Source organism: Mycobacterium gastri (assembly GCF_002102175.1).
In the GTDB taxonomy this organism is placed as follows: domain Bacteria; phylum Actinomycetota; class Actinomycetes; order Mycobacteriales; family Mycobacteriaceae; genus Mycobacterium; species Mycobacterium gastri.
Genome location: NZ_LQOX01000153.1, coordinates 78,360 through 97,684, shown reverse-complemented (window position 1 = coordinate 97,684; position 19,325 = coordinate 78,360). Strand labels below are relative to the sequence as shown.

The 19,325-nt window shown below is 67.7% G+C and carries 16 protein-coding genes; 3 read left to right on the top strand and 13 right to left on the bottom strand.

Going from position 1 to position 19,325, the window contains the following annotated elements:
- Nucleotides 1–98: 98 nt before the first annotated feature.
- Nucleotides 99–1,313, bottom strand: coding sequence for a glucose-1-phosphate adenylyltransferase (gene glgC, locus AWC07_RS26035; RefSeq protein ID WP_036416295.1), 1,215 nt, complete (start codon nucleotides 1,311–1,313; stop codon nucleotides 99–101).
- Nucleotides 1,314–1,607: 294 nt separating this feature from the next.
- On the opposite strand from glgC, the gene glgA reads away from it, so the two are divergent.
- A complete protein-coding gene (glgA, locus tag AWC07_RS26030) occupies nucleotides 1,608–2,771 on the top strand; it encodes a glycogen synthase (RefSeq protein ID WP_085105286.1) in 1,164 nt (387 codons plus the stop codon).
- A gap of 24 nt (nucleotides 2,772–2,795) precedes the next feature.
- Here the strand turns inward: glgA and AWC07_RS26025 are convergent, their stop codons facing one another.
- The 7 genes from AWC07_RS26025 to AWC07_RS25995 all read right to left on the bottom strand — a co-directional run bounded on the left by AWC07_RS26025 (nucleotide 2,796) and on the right by AWC07_RS25995 (nucleotide 8,672).
- On the bottom strand, nucleotides 2,796–2,963 hold the full coding sequence (locus AWC07_RS26025) for a DUF3117 domain-containing protein (protein ID WP_011211259.1): 168 nt from the start codon (nucleotides 2,961–2,963) through the stop codon (nucleotides 2,796–2,798).
- Nucleotides 2,964–3,256: 293 nt separating this feature from the next.
- Nucleotides 3,257–3,832, bottom strand: a complete 576-nt coding sequence (locus AWC07_RS26020; RefSeq protein ID WP_036416761.1) for a DNA-3-methyladenine glycosylase I — start codon at nucleotides 3,830–3,832, stop codon at nucleotides 3,257–3,259.
- Nucleotides 3,829–4,203 (bottom strand): DivIVA domain-containing protein, encoded by a 375-nt coding sequence (locus AWC07_RS26015; RefSeq protein WP_036416763.1) that lies wholly within the window; start codon nucleotides 4,201–4,203, stop codon nucleotides 3,829–3,831. Before AWC07_RS26015 ends, AWC07_RS26020 begins: the two co-directional genes overlap by 4 nt.
- A gap of 38 nt (nucleotides 4,204–4,241) precedes the next feature.
- Nucleotides 4,242–5,231: a glucosyl-3-phosphoglycerate synthase gene (locus AWC07_RS26010; RefSeq protein WP_085105285.1), complete on the bottom strand. Its 990-nt coding sequence runs from the start codon at nucleotides 5,229–5,231 to the stop codon at nucleotides 4,242–4,244.
- Nucleotides 5,228–6,124 carry a dihydropteroate synthase gene (gene folP, locus AWC07_RS26005; RefSeq protein WP_139829891.1) on the bottom strand — a complete coding sequence of 299 codons (897 nt, stop codon included), beginning with the start codon at nucleotides 6,122–6,124 and terminating at the stop codon, nucleotides 5,228–5,230. Before folP ends, AWC07_RS26010 begins: the two co-directional genes overlap by 4 nt.
- Before the next feature lie 144 nt (nucleotides 6,125–6,268).
- A complete protein-coding gene (gene fadD6 / locus AWC07_RS26000; RefSeq protein ID WP_036411557.1) occupies nucleotides 6,269–8,050 on the bottom strand; it encodes a long-chain-acyl-CoA synthetase FadD6 in 1,782 nt (593 codons plus the stop codon).
- 52 nt (nucleotides 8,051–8,102) lie between these two features.
- Nucleotides 8,103–8,672, bottom strand: coding sequence for a TIGR00730 family Rossman fold protein (locus AWC07_RS25995; RefSeq protein ID WP_085105284.1), 570 nt, complete (start codon nucleotides 8,670–8,672; stop codon nucleotides 8,103–8,105).
- An 89-nt stretch (nucleotides 8,673–8,761) separates the two neighbouring features.
- On the opposite strand from AWC07_RS25995, the gene AWC07_RS28225 reads away from it, so the two are divergent.
- A complete protein-coding gene (locus tag AWC07_RS28225; RefSeq protein ID WP_036419899.1) occupies nucleotides 8,762–10,909 on the top strand; it encodes an ATPase AAA in 2,148 nt (715 codons plus the stop codon).
- 7 nt (nucleotides 10,910–10,916) lie between these two features.
- Here AWC07_RS28225 and dapE read toward each other — a convergent pair whose 3' ends face one another.
- Nucleotides 10,917–11,981 (bottom strand): succinyl-diaminopimelate desuccinylase, encoded by a 1,065-nt coding sequence (gene dapE / locus AWC07_RS25985; RefSeq protein ID WP_085105283.1) that lies wholly within the window; start codon nucleotides 11,979–11,981, stop codon nucleotides 10,917–10,919.
- Nucleotides 11,982–12,049: 68 nt separating this feature from the next.
- On the opposite strand from dapE, the gene dapD reads away from it, so the two are divergent.
- Nucleotides 12,050–13,039: a 2,3,4,5-tetrahydropyridine-2,6-dicarboxylate N-succinyltransferase gene (dapD, locus tag AWC07_RS25980; RefSeq protein WP_139829890.1), complete on the top strand. Its 990-nt coding sequence runs from the start codon at nucleotides 12,050–12,052 to the stop codon at nucleotides 13,037–13,039.
- A 3-nt stretch (nucleotides 13,040–13,042) separates the two neighbouring features.
- Here the strand turns inward: dapD and AWC07_RS25975 are convergent, their stop codons facing one another.
- The 4 genes from AWC07_RS25975 to AWC07_RS25960 form a co-directional block, all read right to left on the bottom strand.
- Nucleotides 13,043–14,326 (bottom strand): MFS transporter, encoded by a 1,284-nt coding sequence (locus AWC07_RS25975; RefSeq protein WP_036417026.1) that lies wholly within the window; start codon nucleotides 14,324–14,326, stop codon nucleotides 13,043–13,045.
- 450 nt (nucleotides 14,327–14,776) lie between these two features.
- Nucleotides 14,777–16,138: a cytochrome P450 gene (locus tag AWC07_RS25970; protein WP_085105289.1), complete on the bottom strand. Its 1,362-nt coding sequence runs from the start codon at nucleotides 16,136–16,138 to the stop codon at nucleotides 14,777–14,779.
- Nucleotides 16,139–16,273: 135 nt separating this feature from the next.
- Nucleotides 16,274–17,695 carry a wax ester/triacylglycerol synthase domain-containing protein gene (locus tag AWC07_RS25965; RefSeq protein WP_036414009.1) on the bottom strand — a complete coding sequence of 474 codons (1,422 nt, stop codon included), beginning with the start codon at nucleotides 17,693–17,695 and terminating at the stop codon, nucleotides 16,274–16,276.
- A gap of 159 nt (nucleotides 17,696–17,854) precedes the next feature.
- Nucleotides 17,855–18,595 carry a thioesterase II family protein gene (locus tag AWC07_RS25960; RefSeq protein WP_208622474.1) on the bottom strand — a complete coding sequence of 247 codons (741 nt, stop codon included), beginning with the start codon at nucleotides 18,593–18,595 and terminating at the stop codon, nucleotides 17,855–17,857.
- Nucleotides 18,596–19,325 lie beyond the last annotated feature (730 nt).

Genomic DNA, 19,325 nt, shown 5'->3' with positions numbered 1-19,325 from the left:
CCCGCTGGAAACCGTACCGGGTGTGATGAACGCGGCTACCCAAGCGTGATCGGACGCTGACCGGCGGCTGGCCACTCACCGGTGTCGCAGGACACGCTTCAGATCCAGACGCCTTTGCCCACCGCGACCACTCCGCCGGCGCTGACAGCGAACCTTTCCCGGTCTCGGTCCAGGTCCACTCCCACCATCTCTCCAGGCCCCACGACGACGTTCTTGTCCAGGATCGCGTGGCGTACCACCGCGCCACGGCCGACCCTGGTGCCGGGCATGATCACACTGCCCTCCACGATGGCGCCGTCGTCGACAACGACATTTGACGACAACACCGAGTTGCGCACCGAGGCGGCCGAAATGATACTGCCGGCACCAACCACCGACTCCTGCGCCGAACCTCCGTTGACAAACTTCGCCGGCGCCAGATTCTCCGACTCACCCCGGATGGGCCAGCGCCGGTTGTACAGGTTGAACACCGGGTGCACCGACACCAGATCCATGTGGGCGTCGTAGAACGCATCCAGCGTCCCGACGTCACGCCAGTAAGCCCGGTCGCGGTCGGTGGCACCCGGAACGTCGTTGTCGGAGAAGTCGTATACCGCCGCCATCCCGTCCTCCACCAATCGCGGGATGATGTCACCGCCCATGTCGTGATCCGAGTGATCGTCATCGGCGTCGGCGCGAATTGCGTCGATCAGCACCTTGGTGGTGAACACGTAATTGCCCATCGAGACGAACGTGGAGTTGGGGTCATCGGGGGTGGCGGGGGGGTCCAGCGGCTTCTCGAGGAAGCTGCGGATGCATCCGGAATCGTCGGCGTCAATGCAGCCGAACGCGCTGGCACCGGCACGCGGGACCCGGATGCCGGCCACCGTAGCGCCGGCACCGCTGTCGATGTGGAACCGGACCATCTGTTCCGGATCCATCCGGTACACGTGATCGGCCCCGAAAACCACCAGGTAGTCGGGATCTTCGTCGTAGATGAGATTGAGTGACTGGTAGATCGCGTCGGCGGAGCCGGTGTACCAGCGCGGACCCAGACGCTGCTGCGCCGGCACCGGGGTGATGTATTCACCGGCCAAACCCGACAACCGCCAGTTCTGCGAAATGTGACGGTCCAGCGAATGTGACTTGTATTGGGTGAGAACGCAGATCCTGAGGTAGCGGGCGTTGACGAGGTTAGAAAGCACGAAGTCGATCAACCGGTAGGCGCCGCCGAAGGGAACCGCGGGTTTGGCCCGGTCCGCCGTCAACGGGTAAAGCCGCTTGCCCTCACCGCCGGCCAAAACGACGCCCAGCACGTGTGGCGCTTCCCTCATGGCCTCAAACCTATCGGCACCCGCGAACCGCTGCCAGGGGCATTCCCCACTAGCCGCCCCACTAGCCGCCCCACTAGCCGCCGTTGTGACGAGCTGTTGGCCAAGGTAATTGGCCGGTCCGTCCGGCTCCTCAACTGCCCGCAATGCGGGCCGCCTCGTCGCCGACACCATCCGCTTGTCCGGCTCCTCAACTGCCCGCAATGCGGGCCGCCTCGTCGCCGACACCATCCGCTCGTCCGGCTCCTCAACTGCCCGCAATGCGGGCCGCCTCGTCGCCGAACTACGGTGCTGCGTATGCGGGTAGCGATGATGACTCGGGAGTACCCACCGGAGGTCTACGGCGGAGCCGGGGTACATGTCACCGAACTGGTATCCCAACTGCGGCGTTTATGTGCAGTCGACGTGCACTGCATGGGCGCGCCTCGCCCGGGAGCCATCACACATCAGCCCGACCCGCGGCTGCGCAACGCCAACCCCGCACTGTCGACCCTGTCCGCGGACCTGGTGATGGCCAACGCTGCGAGTGCGGCCACCGTCGTGCATTCACACACCTGGTACACCGGCCTGGCCGGCCATCTGGCCAAGCTGCTCTACGACATCCCGCATGTGTTGACCGCGCACTCGCTCGAGCCGATGCGGCCATGGAAAGCCGAGCAGCTGGGCGGCGGCTACCAGGTCTCGTCATGGGTCGAAAACACCGCCGTGCTCGCCGCAGACGCCGTCATCGCCGTCAGCGCCGGTATGCGTGACGACCTGCTGCGCGTCTATCCGACGCTGGACCCGGATGTGGTGCATGTGATCCGCAACGGGATCGACACCGACGTGTGGTATCCGGCCGGACCCGTGCGCACCGGGTCGGTACTGGCCGAACTCGGAGTCGATCCAAGCCGGCCGATAGTGGCGTTCGTCGGCCGGATCACCCGGCAAAAAGGTGTTGCGCATTTGCTGGCGGCGGCCCACCAGTTCAGCCCGGATATTCAGGTGGTGCTGTGCGCAGGGGCTCCCGACACCCCCGGGATAGCCGATGAAGTGCGGTCCGCAGTGGCCCAACTGGCCCGCACCCGCACCGGCGTGTTCTGGGTCCGCGACATCCTACCGATCGGAAAACTACGTGAAATACTCTCTGCTGCAATGGTTTTCGTATGCGCTTCGGTGTACGAGCCGTTGGGCATCGTCAACCTGGAGGCAATGGCCTGCGCTACCGCGGTAGTGGCCTCCGACGTTGGGGGGGTGCCCGAGGTGGTCGCCGACGGGGTCACCGGGTCCCTGGTGCATTACAACCCTGATGACCCGAGCGGTTACGAGGCCGGGTTGGCCGAGGCGGTCAACGCGCTCGTCGCCGACCCTGCCACAGCGAAGCGTTACGGCCAGGCCGGACGTCAGCGCTGTATCGAGGAGTTCTCCTGGGCGCACATCGCCGGGCAGACGCTGGACATCTACCGGAAGGTCTGCCAGTGACGCACCACCCGCCCCGGAGCTGATTTAGCTGGTAACGCTCTTCAGTTCGTCACCGAGTGCCGCGGCCTCGTCGGGCGTCAGCTCCACGACGAGACGGCCGCCACCCTCGAGTGGTACCCGCATCACGATGCCGCGCCCCTCTTTGGTTGCTTCCAGAGGACCGTCGCCGGTCCGGGGCTTCATCGCCGCCATCGAGTGCTCCCTCCAGATTCGAGCTGGCCCGCCCTCGCGGACCTGGTCGGCGCCGAGCATGCCCCGTAAGTGGATTCCCAGCCGTACCCGACATTGAACTGCCAAATCACCCCTCCATTGTTCCCTATGCCGGTTCACCAGGTGCACAAGACCCGGTTCTGTGGCCGCGCAGTGCTGCTCTACCCGCTTGCCCGTCCCCGGTCGGGATTTCGACGCTCGGCTTCAAGGGATGGCCGCAACACCTCTGATATGAGGACTTTTGCCGCCCACGATCGCCCGGCGCCGCGCCGCACTCACCGGGAAGGCACCCAGCACGTGCGGACGTGATCGTCCACCATCCCGGTGGCCTGCATCAGCGCGTAGGCGGTGGTGGGCCCGACAAAGCGAAACCCGCGCCGTTTCAATTCGCGCGCCATCGCCGTGGATTCCGCAGTGGCTGAAGGGATTTCGGACGGGGTTGCCGGCCGTCGCCGGGGCGGGGGCGCGAACGACCACAGCAGGTCCGAAAGGGCCTGTGATGACCCGAGCTTGGCAGCAGCGCGCGCGTTGGCGATCGTCGCCTCGATCTTGGCCCGGTTGCGCACAATGCCCGCGTCTGCCAGCAACCGCTGCACATCAGTGTCGGTGTAGTCGGCGACCGCCTCGATGTCGAACCCGGAAAACGCGCGCCGAAAGTTCTCCCGTTTCCGCAAGATGGTCAACCACGACAGGCCGCTCTGGAAGGCCTCCAAGCTCATCCGCTCGAACAACGCCACCCCGCCGTACAGCGGGCGCCCCCACTCCCGGTCGTGGTAGTTGCGGTAAAGCTCGGCGTCAGGACCGGCGTGAACCACCGCCCAGCCGCAGCGCACCAGGTCGTCGTCGCTCACGTCGGGTTGGGACGGTCGTAAGCGACGGCGTCCACGTCAGCTGCCTCGGTGCCCTCCAGCCGGGCCTCGGCTTCACCGGCGGGGGGCAATCCGTGGACGGCCGCCAGCTGGCCGCGCAACTCATCCAGCTCACGGCCGAGCCGGTCCAGCACCCAGTCGACCTCGCTGGTCTTGTAGCCGCGCAGCACCTGCGTGAACTTGACCGCCTCCACGTCGGCCGCGGTGATGCCGGACGCGGGCAGCACCGTGGCTGTCGTCGCCCGCGGCAGCGGCGGCAACTGCTCGCCGCGCCCGAACAGCAGGCTCGCCGCGCCGAACAACACGATCGCCACCAGGACCAGCACCACCAGGTACAGCAATACCAACGCCACGTCGTCGATCTTGCCCTAAGCGGCCAACAATCCAGTGTTCACCGGGGTCTCAGCACTTTCATCGGCGGCCGGTCGGCCAGCGAGACCGGCCAGGTGTGCTCGGTGTAGCCGTCACCGACGGCGAAGAACTGGGTCAACCCGACACCGGAATCGGGGATTCCGCACCGGGACAGCAAGGTCGCGATGACCTGGCGGCTCATCGCGCCCAGCTCGGCCAGCGGCCGGTTGCGGTGGGCCCGCACGCCGAGGTTGACCTGCGCGATCGCGTCCAGGCCCAGCCGGTCGAAAGTGTCGACCAACAGACCGATCTCCACGCCGTAGCCCGGGGCGAACGGTAGGGACATCAACAGCTCCCGGCTGGCCGCGTACTCACCGCCGAGCGGCTGCAACACGCCGCGCAGCTCGGGCCGCAGCGCCGCCAACAGCGGTCGCGCCACCAGCTCGGTGACCCGCCCACCACCGGTTGCTCCCGCACTGCCGCCGGCATCGCTGACGGTGAGCGGTCGCCGGTAGAAGCTTTTGACCAGGTGAATACCGTCGCGGGTGAGCAGCGGGCCGACCAGCCACGGAACGAACATCGGGTGCGGGTTGACCAGGTCGGAGTCGACGAACACCACGATGTCGCCGCTGGTGGCGGCCAGCGAGCGCCACAGCGCCTCACCCTTGCCCGGGCGCGTCGGAACCTCGGGCAGCGCCTGTTCACGGCTGACGACGCGGGCGCCGGCGGCGATGGCACGGATCTCGGTGTCGTCGGTGGAGCCCGAATCCAGGACGATCAGCTCGTCGACCAGGCCGCCGGAGTCCCGGACCAACGGCGAGATGCTGTCGATCACCGATTCGATGGTTTCTTCCTCGTTGAGGGCCGGCAGCACCACCGAGATCGTCCGCCCCGCCTTGGCCGCCACCAGTTCGCCGATCGTCCAGCGGGGACGGTTCCAGCTGCGGTCCGACAACCAGGTGTCGCCGGGTTTCGCCGCCCGGACCGCGTCATGAGTAAGGTCGCCCGCGACCAACTCCGATGCCGTCATGCGAGTCCCCTCACCGCGCGCATCGGAGGTCGCATCCCCTGGATGGAGGCCACCATCTCCAGGACTCGCCTGGTGGCCGAGACCTGGTGCACCCGAAACATGCGCACTCCGGCAGCCGCTGCCAGCGCGGTGGCTGCCAGCGTTCCCTCGAGGCGTTGGGTCACGTCCACCCCCAGAGTCTCCCCGATAAAGTCCTTGTTGCTCAAAGCCATGAGCACCGGCCACCCGGTCTTAACAAGATCGTCCACGTGGCGCAACAGCATCAGCCCGTGGAAGGTGTTCTTCCCGAAGTCGTGAGCCGGGTCGATCAGCACCCGGTCGCGGGCCACTCCGGCTGCCACCGCTCGCTCGGCCGCGGCGGTGACCTCGCGAATGACGTCGTCCACGACAGCGCGGGCGGTCGTACCGTAACTCACCCGGAACGGACGGGTGCGCGGCAGCGCTCCCCCGGTGTGGGCGCACACCAGGCCCGCACCGAACTCGGCCGCCACCTCGGCTATCGCCGGGTCTACACCCCCCCAGGTGTCGTTGATCAGATCGGCGCCGGCCGCGCAAGCCAGCCGGGCCACCTCGGAGCGCCAGGTGTCGACGCTGATCAGCTGGTTGGGGTAGGCGGCACGCAGCCACTCGACGAAGGGCAGCAGCCGGGCGATCTCGGTGTCGGCGTCGACGTCTCGGCCGGGGCCGGCTTTGACGCCACCGACATCGATGACGTCGGCCCCCTCGTCGATGGCCCGGTGGGCGGCTTCTCTGGCGGCTCCGTCGCTGAAGGTCGCACCCTTGTCGTAGAACGAATCCGGGGTGCGGTTGACGATCGCCATGATCAGCGGACGATCCCCGGCGACTGGGCGGCCGCACAGCATTGATTCCACGTCTACATAGTGCCGGACCATCGAGCCTGCGCTCAGCGCTACTCAAGGTGTGGGCGGGCGCACTGTGGACGCAGTTTCGGCGCCTTCAGCGCAGGCTCGACGCCAACGCGTGGCCGCGAGGGCTGCGAACTGGCCCGATTGACGGGTACGCTACCGCGGCGCCGTTCAGCCTCGGGGGCGTTTACCGGCCGCGACCTCTTGCGGGTACTCGGCGTAGTACGGCACATAGCCCTCATCGCGGCCGGCAAGTACGTACAGCGGATCATCGACGTCGGCACCGTAGGCCTGCGCACGCAGTTCCACTTTGCGGCTCTTGAAGGTCGTGGTGTGGGCCATCGACTCGACCACCCGCACGAACAACGGCAGGGCATAGCCGGGCAGCTGACCGTATACGGCCCGGGCCAGCGATTGCCCGTCGAACTGGGCGCCGTCGCGCAGCTTGACCGCGGCCATCCCGGCGCGGCCGCCGGTGTTGGGCACCTCCACGCCGTAGACCGTGCACTCCTCGACCGCGGGGTCGGCCGACAGCGCCGCTTCCACCTGCGTGGTGGCAACGTTTTCGCCCTTCCACCGGAAGGTGTCGCCCAGCCGGTCGACGAACGCGGCATGCCCCATGCCCTGCGGACTCATCACGTCGCCGGTGTTGAACCAGCAGTCGCCGTCACGAAAAGCGTTGCGCACCAACTTCTTTTCGCTGGCCGCCGGGTCGGTGTAGCCGTCGAACGGCTGCAGCCGGTTGACCGGGCTCAGCAACAGTCCCGGCTCACCGGGGGGCACCCGGCGTACCCGGCCGCTCCCGTCGCGCAGCGGAGCTCCGGTGTCCGGGTCGTATTCCACGTAGGCCAGCGGCATCGGCGAAACGCCGGTGGTCCTGGGCACGTTGAAGATGTTGATGAAAGCGGAATTCCCCTCGCTGGCAGCGTAGAACTCGCAGACTCGCGCAATGCCGAACCGCTCGGTGAACTCGTCCCAGATCTCCGGCCGCAGGCCGTTGCCGGTGATCACCCGCACCCGATGCGCGCGGTCGGTCGATTTGGCCGGCTGGTTGAGCAGATAACGGCAGACCTCGCCGATATAGATGAACGAGGTGGCGCCGCTGGCGATCACCTCGTCCCAGAACCGCGATGCCGAGAACGATGCGCCCAGCGCCAACGTCGCCCCGGAATTGATCACCGACGACACCGCCACGGTCAGCGCGTTGTTGTGGTACAGCGGCAGGCAGCTGTACAGCGTGTCGGAGCTCTTCAGCCGCAGCCCCATGCCGCCGAACACCGCCAGCGCCCGCAACCACCGGTGGTGGGTCATCACGCTGGCCTTGGGGTAGCCGGTGGTGCCCGAGGTGAAAATGTAGAACGCGGTGTCCTTGGCCCGCACCGCCGCGGCCGACGCGGGGTTGCCGGTGGGCGCGGTTGCGGCGAAGCGCTCCAGGTCGTCGATGGTCACCACCTCGCCGGCTGGGCCGCCGCTTTCGCTGACGGAGCTGACCAGGTCGGACTCGGCGAGCAGCAGCTTGGCGTCCAGCAGGCCCAGGCTGTGGGCGAGCACCTCGCCGCGCTGGTGGTAATTGAGCATGCCGGCGACGGCGCCACACTTGACGACGGCCAGCATCGCCAGCACCGTGTTGGGCGAATTGCGCAGCATGATGCCGACCACGTCGCCGGGGCCGACGCCCCGGGCGGCCAGTACCGCGGCGTACCGGTTGGCGATCGCGTTGGCCTCGCGATAGGTCAACTGCTGCTCGCCGAACTTCACGAAGACCCGGTCACCGAAGCGGGCGGCCCGGTCCTGAAAAACGCTCCCGATCGATGCCTTGGACGTTGGCCGCGCCAGCAACCCGGTCACCGCCCCCCGCACGATCGACGGGGTGTCAGCCAGTACTCCGGGCACCCGGGCTGCAACGTCGGTGAGCTTGACCCGTGCCCGCGCGCCACCCTGGTGATCGGACACGTTCTCCCTCGATTCGCTCTTGAGAAGTGACGGGCGCGGCGCCCATGCCCGGTCACACGGGTGCGCACAACTCCAGCGCCGCGCTCACCTTATCGACCACCATCAGCCGTTCCATCGCTACCTGCGCGATGAAACCGGTGTCGACCAATCTGTTCAGCCACGCCAATAGACCGTCATAGTGTCCCCACGGGTCGAGGATCACGATGGGCTTGCGGTGCATACCGAGATAGCCGGTAGTCCAGGCATCGAGGAGCTCGTCCAACGTCCCTAGGCCGCCCGGCAGCACGATGAATCCGTCGGCGCGTTCCTCCATGATGTGCTTACGCTCGCGCATGGTGTCGGTGACGATCAGCTCGTTGGCCGCGTCAGCGTCGGACAGTTCGCGGCGGATCAGCAACTTGGGAATCACTCCGACGGTCCGGCCGCCGCGGGCGTGCGCCGCGCCGGCGACAGCGCCCATGGCCGAAAGGTTGCCGCCACCCCAAACCAGAGTCCAGCCGCAGTCGGCGATTGCCTCTCCGAGCTCCGCGGCGAGTTCGAGCAATTCCGGATGCGTCGGTCCGGCCGCGCAGTAGACACATATCGCCCACTCTTTTTCGGCTGAGTCGAGTCGTGGGCACATATACCGAAACGTAGACCAACACGGCGGAACGCGAGCAGAATTGGGCCACCATTGCGCCAGTTCATATCGAGCGCCATAAGATTCCAGCGGTGCCCATTCGATGGAACGTCCCGCAACATGCGGCCGCGCTGGAGCGGCTGGACGTTTCCCTGGGTGACGCGTCGTCAACCGGGGGGGCAGTCGTACTCGGACCGGACGGCGTCGGCAAATCCACGTTGGCCCGGTTGGCCGCCGAACAATTCTGTGGCCGGCACCCCACTACTCTCATCCGCTGGGTCATCGGCACCCCGACCGAGCGCGTGGTTCCGTTCGGCGCCTTCGGCCATCTGGTGAACATCGCCGAGCTGGGCAAGCCGGCCGCCTTACTGCGAGCCGCCCGGGCATCGCTGAGCGGCGACGATCAGCAAGGTGACCTGCTGCTCATCGTCGACGACGCCCACAACCTGGACATCCTGTCGGCCACCCTGGTGTACCAGTTGGCGCTGTCCGGTACGGCCCGGATGATCGTCACCGCCCGCGGCGCGGATGTCACCGCCGCGCCCGAGGCCATCACAGCGCTGTGGACCGACGGGTTGCTGGACCGGATCGACATCGAGCCGCCGGGCGGAGCGACCGAACCGGCCGAGGTCGACGAATTCATCGCCGAACTGCCCGCCGCGGCGCGGTCGGTGCTGGATTACCTCGCCATTGCCGAACCCTTGTCGCTCGCGGACCTGACATACCTCGCCGGTGACGGCGCCGTGCGGCAAGCGGAGGAGCTGGGAGCGGTGGAAACTCGGGTACGCGGCGGACACGCCGAGGACCCGGTGGTCTACACGGCGCACCCGCTGTTCGCCGAACGCGCGCATGCGGCGCTAGGCCACGACGGGGCGCGACGACTCCGAACCGACATAGTCGTCCTGCTGTCGCGGCATCCGACCGAGCACCTCAGCGACCGGCTGCGGCTGGCGTCGCTCGCACTGGACAGCGAGGCCGCGCAGCCGGTGGCAGAGGTCGTCGACGCCGCGCAGCAGGCGCTGCGCCTGGGTGATTTGCGGCTTGCCGAGCGGTTGGCCCGAGCGGCGCTGGAGCGGTCGGCCGGACTGGACGCACGGCTGGTCCTGGCCCAGGCGCTGAGCTGGCAGGGACGCGGCCGGGAAGCCGCCACGGTGCTGGCGGCGGTGGACCCGGCAGGCCTGTCCGAGGCCGAGCTGATGGCGTGGGCGGTACCGCGGGCGGCCAACCAGTTCTGGATGCTCGGCGAGCCGGAGCGGGCCACGGCGTTCCTGCAGACCACCCGCAACCGGATCAGCGAGCCCACCGCACAGGCCGAACTGGACGCGTTGACGGCGACGTTCGCCATGAACGCCGGCAACCTGCCGCGGGCCATCACGCTGGCCGGCACGGTGTTAGCCCAGCCGTCCCCCGGCGACACGGCCGTGGCCTGGGCGGCTAGCGCCGCCGCACTGTCGTCGGCTCGGATGGGTCGCTTCCGCGACGTCGAGCCGCTGGCCCAACGGGCGTCGGCCGCCGAGCATCCCGGGCTGCTGCGGTTCACCGTGGGCCTGGCTCAGATCACCTCGCTACTGATGGCGGGTGAGATCGCCCAGGCTCAGGCGCTGGCCCAGCAGTTCACCGACTTTGCCGAGCTGCAGCAGCCCGGTCGCGCCATCGGTGAGGTGTTGCTGGGACACGTGCTGCTCACCAAGGGCGAATTCGGCACTGCGGCATCGCTATTGGAGCCCGCTGCCGCCGAACTGGAACGCACCGGCTATTCCTGGGGTCCGCTGTCGCTGATGCTACTGGCCACCGCCATTGCGCAGCAGGGCCGCATCGCCGAGTCCGCGAAAGCGTTGCGGCGCGCCGAAACCCGACACGGCACCAAGTCAGCGTTGTTCGCCCCCGAACTCATGCTCGCCCGCGCGTGGACCAAAGCGGCGGCCCGGGACAAGGCCGGCGCCATCGCCGATGCCCGCGAGGCGGCCCGGACCGCTGAGCGTGGCGGGCAGTCGACGGTGGCACTGCGGGCCTGGCATGATGCCGTTCGCCTCGGCGACATTCGGGCAATAGTGCCGGTGACCCGGCTGGCCACCGAAATCGACTGCCCGGTAGGCGATCTCGTGGCCAGACACGCCCGTGCGCTGGCCGATGGAGATGCTGCCGAGCTGACCGAGGTGGCCGACGAGCTGGCCGCGATCGGGATGGCCGCCGCGGCTTCGGACGCAGCAGCAGCGGCAGCGGCGAACCAGTCGGGCTAGCCGCGGGCTAGCCGCTCAAGTAGCGCCGCAGCATGTCGACGGCCACCGTGATCTGGGCGGCCGGAACCCGCTCGTCGCGCCGGTGCGCCAGGTTGGGATCACCGGGTCCGTAGTTGACCGCGGGAATGCCCAGCGCCGCGAAGCGCGACACGTCGGTCCAGCCGTACTTCGCCCGGACCTGGCCGCCGGCGGCCTCGACCAATGTTCTAGCGGCCGGCTCCGACAGCCCGGGAAGGGCACCCGGGGCGGCGTCGGTCTGCTCGATCTGCACGTCGAGCCCGTCGAACACCGCGTGGACATGTCGCAGGGCCGCAGCCACCGACCGGTCGGGGGCAAAGCGGTAGTTGACCGTGACCGACGCGCGATCGGGAATCACGTTGCCGGCCACGCCGCCGTCGACCCGCACCGCCGACAATCCCTCTCGGTAGGTGCAACCGTCGATGTCGACGCTGCGGGCCGGGTATCGCGCCAGCCGGTCCAGGACCGCGCCCAGTTTGTGAATTGCGTTGTCACCCAACCAGGAACGCGCCGAATGGGCGCGGGTTCCGGTGGCGCTGATCACGACGCGCAGCGTGCCCTGGCAGCCGGCCTCGATATAGCCGGCGGTCGGCTCGCCGAGGATGGCCACGTCGGCCGACAACCAGTCCCGCAGCTCATTTTCGATGCGGCCCAACCCGTTTGCCGCAGCCTCGATTTCCTCGCAGTCGTAGAACACCAGCGTCAGGTCGTGCACCGGATCGGCCACGGTGGCGGCCAGATGCAGGAAAACCGCGTCACCGGACTTCATGTCGGCGGCGCCGCAACCGTACAGGTCGCCGTTCTCGAGCCGGCTGGGCAGGTTGCCGGCAGACGGCACGGTGTCGAGGTGTCCGGCCAACAGCACCCGTGACGGCCGGTTGCGGCTGGTGCGCGCCAGCACGGCATTGCCGTTGCGAATGATCTCGAAGCCGGTTGTCTGGGCCCGCAGTGCGGCCTCCACCGCGTCGGCGATGCGGGCCTCGTGGCGCGACTCGCTGGGGATGTCGACCAGTGCCGCGGTCAATTCGATCGGGTCCCCGCGTAAGTCCAGCACAGCGACCAGGGTAGTGGGTCACCCCTTGCGGCGAGCAGACACGGAATCGCACTCCCGGGCACCCCGGGATGCGATTCTATGTCTGCTCGCGCCAGCAAGTAGCGTGTCGAGGCGTGACTGGAGCAGCAGGCATCGGCTTGGCGACCCTCGCCGCGGACGGATCGGTCCTCGACACCTGGTTCCCCGCACCGGAGCTGACGCAATCGGATAGCAGCGGAACCTCCCGACTGGCCCTGTCCGACATTCCCCCCGACCTGGTCGCACTGGTCGGCCGCGACGACGATCGCGGCACCGAAGTCGTCGCGGTCCGCACCGTCATCGGCTCGCTGGACGATGCCGCCGCCGACGCCTACGACGCCTACCTTCGGCTCCATCTGCTGTCGCACCGGCTGGTGGCGCCGCACGGGCTGAACGCCGGCGGCTTATTCGGGGTGTTGACCAATGTGGTGTGGACCAGTCGCGGACCGTGCGCCATCGAGGGGTTCGAAGAGGTGCGGGCACGGCTGCGCCGCCATGGACCGGTCACGGTCTATGGTGTCGACAAGTTCCCGCGGATGGTCGACTACGTCCTGCCCACCGGGGTGCGCATCGCCGATGCCGACCGGGTGCGGCTGGGGGCCCACCTGGCGCCGGGCACCACCGTGATGCACGAGGGCTTCGTCAACTACAACGCCGGAACCCTGGGCGCCTCAATGGTCGAGGGCCGCATCTCGGCGGGCGTGGTAGTGGGCGACGGCTCCGACATCGGCGGTGGCGCGTCGATCATGGGGACCCTGTCCGGCGGTGGCACTGAGGTCATTTCGATCGGCAGACGCTGCCTGCTCGGCGCCAACGCCGGGCTGGGCATCTCCCTGGGCGACGACTGCGTGGTGGAGGCCGGCCTCTACCTCACCGCCGGCACTAAGGTCAGCATGGCGGACGGCAGCACCGTGAAGGCACGCGAGCTTTCCGGCCAGGGGAATCTGCTGTTCCGCCGCAATTCGGTGACCGGGGCCGTCGAGGTGGTAGCCCGCGACCGGGAAGGCATCGCACTCAACGAGGATCTGCACGCCAACTAACCCTCAAATAAGCGAGCCGAACGCGGTGCCCGTGGTTTCGGGAAGCAGGTAGGTGCAAACCAGGCTGACCGCCACCAGAGCGGCCATCATCAGGCCGACGGCCCAGCTGCCGTAGACGACCGCGAGGGTGCCGGCGACCAATGGCGGCAGCGCGCCCCCGGCAATGCCGGCGAGGTTGATCGCCAGGGCGGTGCCGGTGTAGCGGTAGCGGGTGGCGAACAGTTCGGGGATCAGCGCGACGACGGGTCCGATACCAGCCGCCGCGATGCCGTAGACGCCCAGGATTGCGACTGCGAACCAGGTGCGATTGCCGGAATCGATCAGCGGCATCACCACTAGCGACCACGGGAGGCCCGCTGCCCACCCGACCAGCATGAGGCGCCGGCGCCCGAACCGGTCGCACAGCGTCGCCGTCGTCGACACGAACACGATGCAGGTCAGCCCGCCCAGCACCCCGACCAGCAGGATGAAGTCGCGGGAATAGCCCAGCCGGGTTTGCGCGTAGGAGGGAAGGTAGGTGCTGGCCAGATACAGGTAGCCGAAGGCCCCGAGTACACTGCCCGCAGCCAGCGCGACCTCGCGGCGCTGCCGGCGCAGCACTTCGGCCAACGGCGCGGGGCTACCGGTTGCGTCACCAGCGTCGGCCTTGGCCATCTCGCCGGCGAAGACCGGGGTCTCCCCGATCTTGAGGCGCACATACAAACCGACGACGATCAACAGTGCGCTCAGCAGGAACGGGATACGCCATCCCCACTGCATGAATGCGGAGCTGTCTGCTCCGACGGTGTAGTTCACGCCCAGAAAGGTAAGGCCGCTCAGCACCAGTGCGATGCCACCGCCGAGCGCGGTGAACATCCCGTAATAGCCGCGTTTGTGCGCGGGCGCGGACTCGGCACTCAACAGCGCCGATCCGGCCCATTCACCGCCGACGGCGAAACCCTGCAGCAGGCGCAGCAGTATCAGAATCAGCGGAGCTAGCACCCCGATGGTGGCGGTCCCGGGCACCACGCCGACGGTGACCGTCGACACGGCCATGATCAGCAACGTGGCGAGCAGGGTCTTCTTACGGCCCAGTCGGTCCCCGAAATGTCCGAACACCGCCGCACCGAGCGGCCGCGACAGAAACGCCGTGGCGAATGTCCCCATCGAGGCGACGGTGGCCATCGCAGGGCCGAGACCGGGATAGAACACCGAGGGAAACACCAGCGCGGCCGCGGTGCCGTAGATGTAGAAGTCGTAGTATTCGACCGCTGAGCCGACGACGCAGGCGAGCGCCACCCTTTTCATCGGTGTTACCAGCGGGCCGGGCTCACTCGTCCCGATACCGACCACCGCGCCGCTGGCCGCCTCCGCGGTTCCATACACGGCGATGACGATAAGCCACGAAGCCGACCGGATTCCGTTCCAGCGCCGTGAATTTACTGCCAACATGCTGAGCAAGTCCGTTCTGAGCTCGCGGATCGTTACCTAGCCCAACGAAACCCGTTGCGCAGCAAGCTGAGGCGCCGGCTCGTCCTCACCCCGAACCGAAGGGCGTTCGGCATGTCAACCATTCGCACCTTGTCGGCGGATGTCCTCTGCGCCCTTGGCCTTTCGCTCGCCGGGACGTTTGGCGGACCCGCTATAGCGTCGGCCGCCCCGGGGCAGCCTGTCGCAGGTCCGATGCGCCCGGGCGCGGCTCCGATGCACCCGGTGCTCGCACCGGCCGGGATGCGTGGACCGCACCGGCCCGACTGTTCAGCGCCTGATGTGGTGCACGACGACCCGCCCGCCGTCTTTCGGCAGGAAGCCGAGGCCGCCCGCCCGAATCTTCTCCGGCGGTGCCGTGGTGGTTTCGATGGTCAAGTGGCGCAAGATGGTTCGCAGCACCACGTTCATTTCCATCTTGGCGAACGCGGCCCCCGCACAGCGCCGGGTTCCGCCCCCGAACGGCACCCAGGCAAAGGGCGACGGTTTCCCCTCGATATAGCGTTGCGGATCGAAGCGATCAGGATCTGGGAACGTACCGGCGTCGGCATGGCAGCGCGAAATGCTGACGACGATGGAATAACCCTCCGGAATGATGTACTCCCCCAACTCGAACGACGGCGCCCGCACCCGGCGACCGGAGAAGTCGATCACCGACCTGGTGCGCTGCACCTCGTAGATCGCCGCATGGCGCAGCTCGTTGTCGTCGGTGTCGGCCTCCTCGACGAGCGCCGACAACACCTCGGGCTGGCGGGTCAGCCGTTCGAACACCCAGGCCAAGGTGGTTGCGGTGGTCTCGTGTCCGGCGACCAGAAGAGTGAGCAGATCGTCCCGGACGTCCTCTCGCGACATGGGTGAGCCATCGTCGTATGCGCTGCGCAGCATCAGCGAGAGGATGTCGGCGCGGTCCTCCAACTCCGAGCCCGATTGGGCGCCCGATTGGGATTTGTCGATGATTCTGTCGATGATCGTGTCGTACTTGCCCCGCCATTCCGCTAGCCGGCCCCACGGGGTGTAGCGACCATAGGTTCGGTTGGGCAGGGGCAGCGTCGACAATCGTGAACCCCACTTCGCCCACGGCACGATGACCTGGCGCAGCTCGTCGAAGTCGTCTCCCTCGGCGCCGAACACGGCGCGCAAGATCACGTTGAGGGTGATGCGCTTCATCGCCGGCAGCGTGGGGAAGGCCGTGCCGTCGGGCCAGTCGGCGATTTCCCGCAGTGTCTCCTGCTCGACGATCCGCTCGTAATTCCTCATGTTGCTGGCACGGAAGGGATGCGCCAGCAGCTTTCGGCGCCTGCGGTGCTCTTCGCCGTCGAGCCCGAATACCGAACCCGAGCCCAACAGCCGGCTCAAGTTCGGCTGAATGGCGCCGAGTTCGTCTGTCGTGCTGGTGAACACCTTTTTGGCCAACCTGGGGTCGGCCACGACGACCAGGCGTCCGAACACCGGAACATCGAGCCGAAACGCACCGCCGTAGCGACGTGCGAGCTGCTCGGTGGCCCACCGCCGCGCCGCTACGAACGCGATGCCCTGCAGTCCCTTGGGGATTATCCGCGGTGGTGCCGGCGGCAACCTGGTCGTCGTGATCGCCGGGCCGGCAGCGCCGGGGCGCCCGACGGGTTCACTCATCTCGGCAACCATGCGAGACGGTGATCGCGAGGCCGGCGGCTAGCGCGAGGGTCATGAACGAGGGATACCCGCCAGAATCCGTCCAAAACAGTTGACAGTTTTCATGAGTTTGCTATGCGCGACAGCGGATCGCGGTTACTCGATCACCCCACTGAGGTCGAACTCGGCCAGGGTGCGTGCCGCCAGCTCACGCAATTGGGGCTTGGAGCAGACCTCACCGGCCTGGTAGGCGACGACGGTGATGCACATCTTGCCGCTGATCCGCACGAACACCAGCGATAGTTCGCCGTGGCGCTCGAGATGCTCCCGCATAACCCGTTGGATCACACCACCGCCGAACGCGTATTCGGCTTCGGTTCCGTCCGGGCAGGCCGCCACGGCGGCCAGATCGCCGAGACTCGAACACGCCACGGGCAGATCGTCATAGCCGAACGTGGCTTCGGCCAGCCGTTTGAGCGCCCGCTTCGGGACGAACGACACCAGCGGGGCAAGCGGAAGCATCGGCGATGCCACGTCCGGGGTTTCGCGCAAGGTATTGAACACCTGCTTGATGGCCGCGCGGGTTGGCGACAAGTTGGTCGTTACCCGGCTGGGGTCGACACTCACGCTCACAAACGACAGCGTGTTGGCCCGGGTGTCGTGTTCGGACCGATCGCTGAGCGGGATCTGCAAGGTGACGGCGCCGTCACCGGAGCGTCGGCGCCCCATCCGCTCGCCGAGTTTCGCCGCGAATCCAGCGGCCAGGTGGTGACTGGTTCCGCCAAGGGCGTCGGCGCGCTCATCCCACTGATCCAGATCGACGTGGATGGCGATAGCCGGCACCACGACACGTTCGTCGCCGCAGCCGCTCCCGGCGGCGACGGACCGCGACGGTGTCGACGCAGGCGCCTGCTCTTGGCGGCGACGACGGGCCGCTCTCGCCGCCCCGGCAAGGGCCCGGCCAACCTCGGGCGCGCCCCGCACGGTTTGGCGGGCGTCCTGGGCCAGCGCCCGCAGCCGGGTGCGGGAATGCGGCGGCGGATAGCCCAGGTCGCGCGTCTTGCCGATGGCCGCCTCGGCGACCGCGAGGCCCATCCCCAGCCCGTCGATCAGGCAGTGCGACGCCACCAGGCTGACCGCCGTCGAGCCGTCCGTCAGCGGAAGGACACCGAGGCGCCAGGCGGGCCCCCGCTCGGGATCGATCGGCTCCTGGGCGCGTTCGTCGATCCAGTCGCTGAGTTCGCCGCGCGGACGCGGACGCTCGGCCACGTCCATCTCCGCCGGCCCCCGGTCGCAGACCCAACGATGGCGGGCGAACGGCAGTGGCGAACGCTCGATGCGCCGTCCCAGCAATCCATAGCCGAGGTTGTGGTGGAAGCGTTTCAGTGCCTCGAAGTCGACGGGATGTTCGTATACCCACACACACTGGACGACGGCAACCCGGTCCATGGAGCGCAGCAGCGTGAACATGGCGTGGTCCATGGACGACAGCTGATTGTCCGGCGGTACTTCGCCGATGGGCGCATTGCCTTTCCGGAGTGTCTGCAGCGCTCGCGCCGGCCGTATCTGGACTGGCACTTGTCGGCCTCCGATCGATTGCGAGTTGTGTCGCCGGGCAAACACCCGCACCCACGGTCAACGGGTCAATGCCGGCGCCGCGCGCCCCCCGACCGCCTTGCCGGCGATGGCCACCGGGATCCGTTTCCCATGCTTTGCCAATGCGGGCCAAACGCGATCTCAGACATTGGTCACGACCCGGTTGGCGACGGTGTTGGTGTGATCGTTGATGTAGAAGTGCCCGCCGTCGAAAAACGACAACGTGAATTTGCCGCGGGTGTGGTTGGCCCACCGGTGCAGTGACCCGGCATCGACGCGATTGTCATCCCGGGCGCCGATGACGTGGATATCGGCGCGAATCCGCACACTGCAGCCGCAGCCGTACCGGTTGAGCGCCTCATAGTCGCACCGCGCCGCATTGGTCAGCAGCGCAGCGAACTCCTCGTCGGCCAATAACCGAGGGTCGGTCCCGCCCATGTTGGCAAGGTCGGCAAGCAGTTCCGGGTCACTGGTCGGCAGCTGGGGCAGGTCCGCGACAGCCGATGGCACCGGGCCGGCCGACACCCACAGCTTGCGCACCGCGATGCCGCGCTGTTCGGCGATCCGGGCGAACTCGAAAGCGACCACCGCGCCCATGCTGTGCCCGAACAGCCGCAGCGGCGCCGCCCGGTGCCAGGGGCCCGCATGGAACAATCCCCGGGCCAGGTCGTGGATATCTCTGGGCGCAGGATGGTTCAGCCGCTCGGCCCGCTGCGGGTACTGGACGATGAACGTGTCGCCGCCGGCGGCCAGGGCCGTCGCTAATTTCCGATAGCTGGTGGCTGCCGCTCCGGCGTGCGGGAACACCACGATAGCGCCGCGGCGAGGTTGACGGTCCGGCCCCGGCACGCGTTTGATCCAGGGCGCGAATGTTGTTGACATGTATGTCCTTTCATCGATCGTCAGGGGGTGCCGGGTGGGGCATCGCTTGGTGGCGGCCCGGCTGTTCTTGACCGGGTCCTCCTTGGTTGTCTGCGCTCTGGTGTGTTCCGGGTGTCCAGCTCGACTCGCGACGGCTCCGTCCGATTAGGCGTCTGATTCGGCGTCGACGGTGGCCGCTGCGGCCCGGGTTGGATTCGTCGCGGGCCCGCGGCAGCACCGCGCAGTCGCTATGGTCATCGGCGTCATCGGCGTCATCGGCTTCGAAGGCGGTCGGTGCGACCAACACCGACCCGGACCCAATCCGCGCCAACTGCTGCCTGCCGAGCCGCTCGAACACATTCACTGCGATTCCCTGTACAGACGCAGTCGAAACCATGACGGGGGTAACGAAATAGCGGGTCCTCATGATCGCCCGCGACAGGCCATCTCGGCGTCGGCGACGGCGATGACCGGGATGCGCCGCACGATGTTGCGCACATGGTTGCGCACGGGTGGCGGGCGCGGCGGTGAACGTCCGTTCATCGGGGTCGTCCATATACCGCCGCAGTGCCCTCTCAGCTGCGTGTTTACCGGCTGGCAGCGGCGGGTATCCGGGTCTGGACGGTCAGCTTATGAGCTGATCGCATAGTGCTAGCACTTCAGGTACTTCGTGCTAGCACTTCAGAACTTCGGCCGGTGGGTGGCTCGTCGGCGTTGTATCGCCAGCCGATCTGCCGGCCGGCCAACAGAT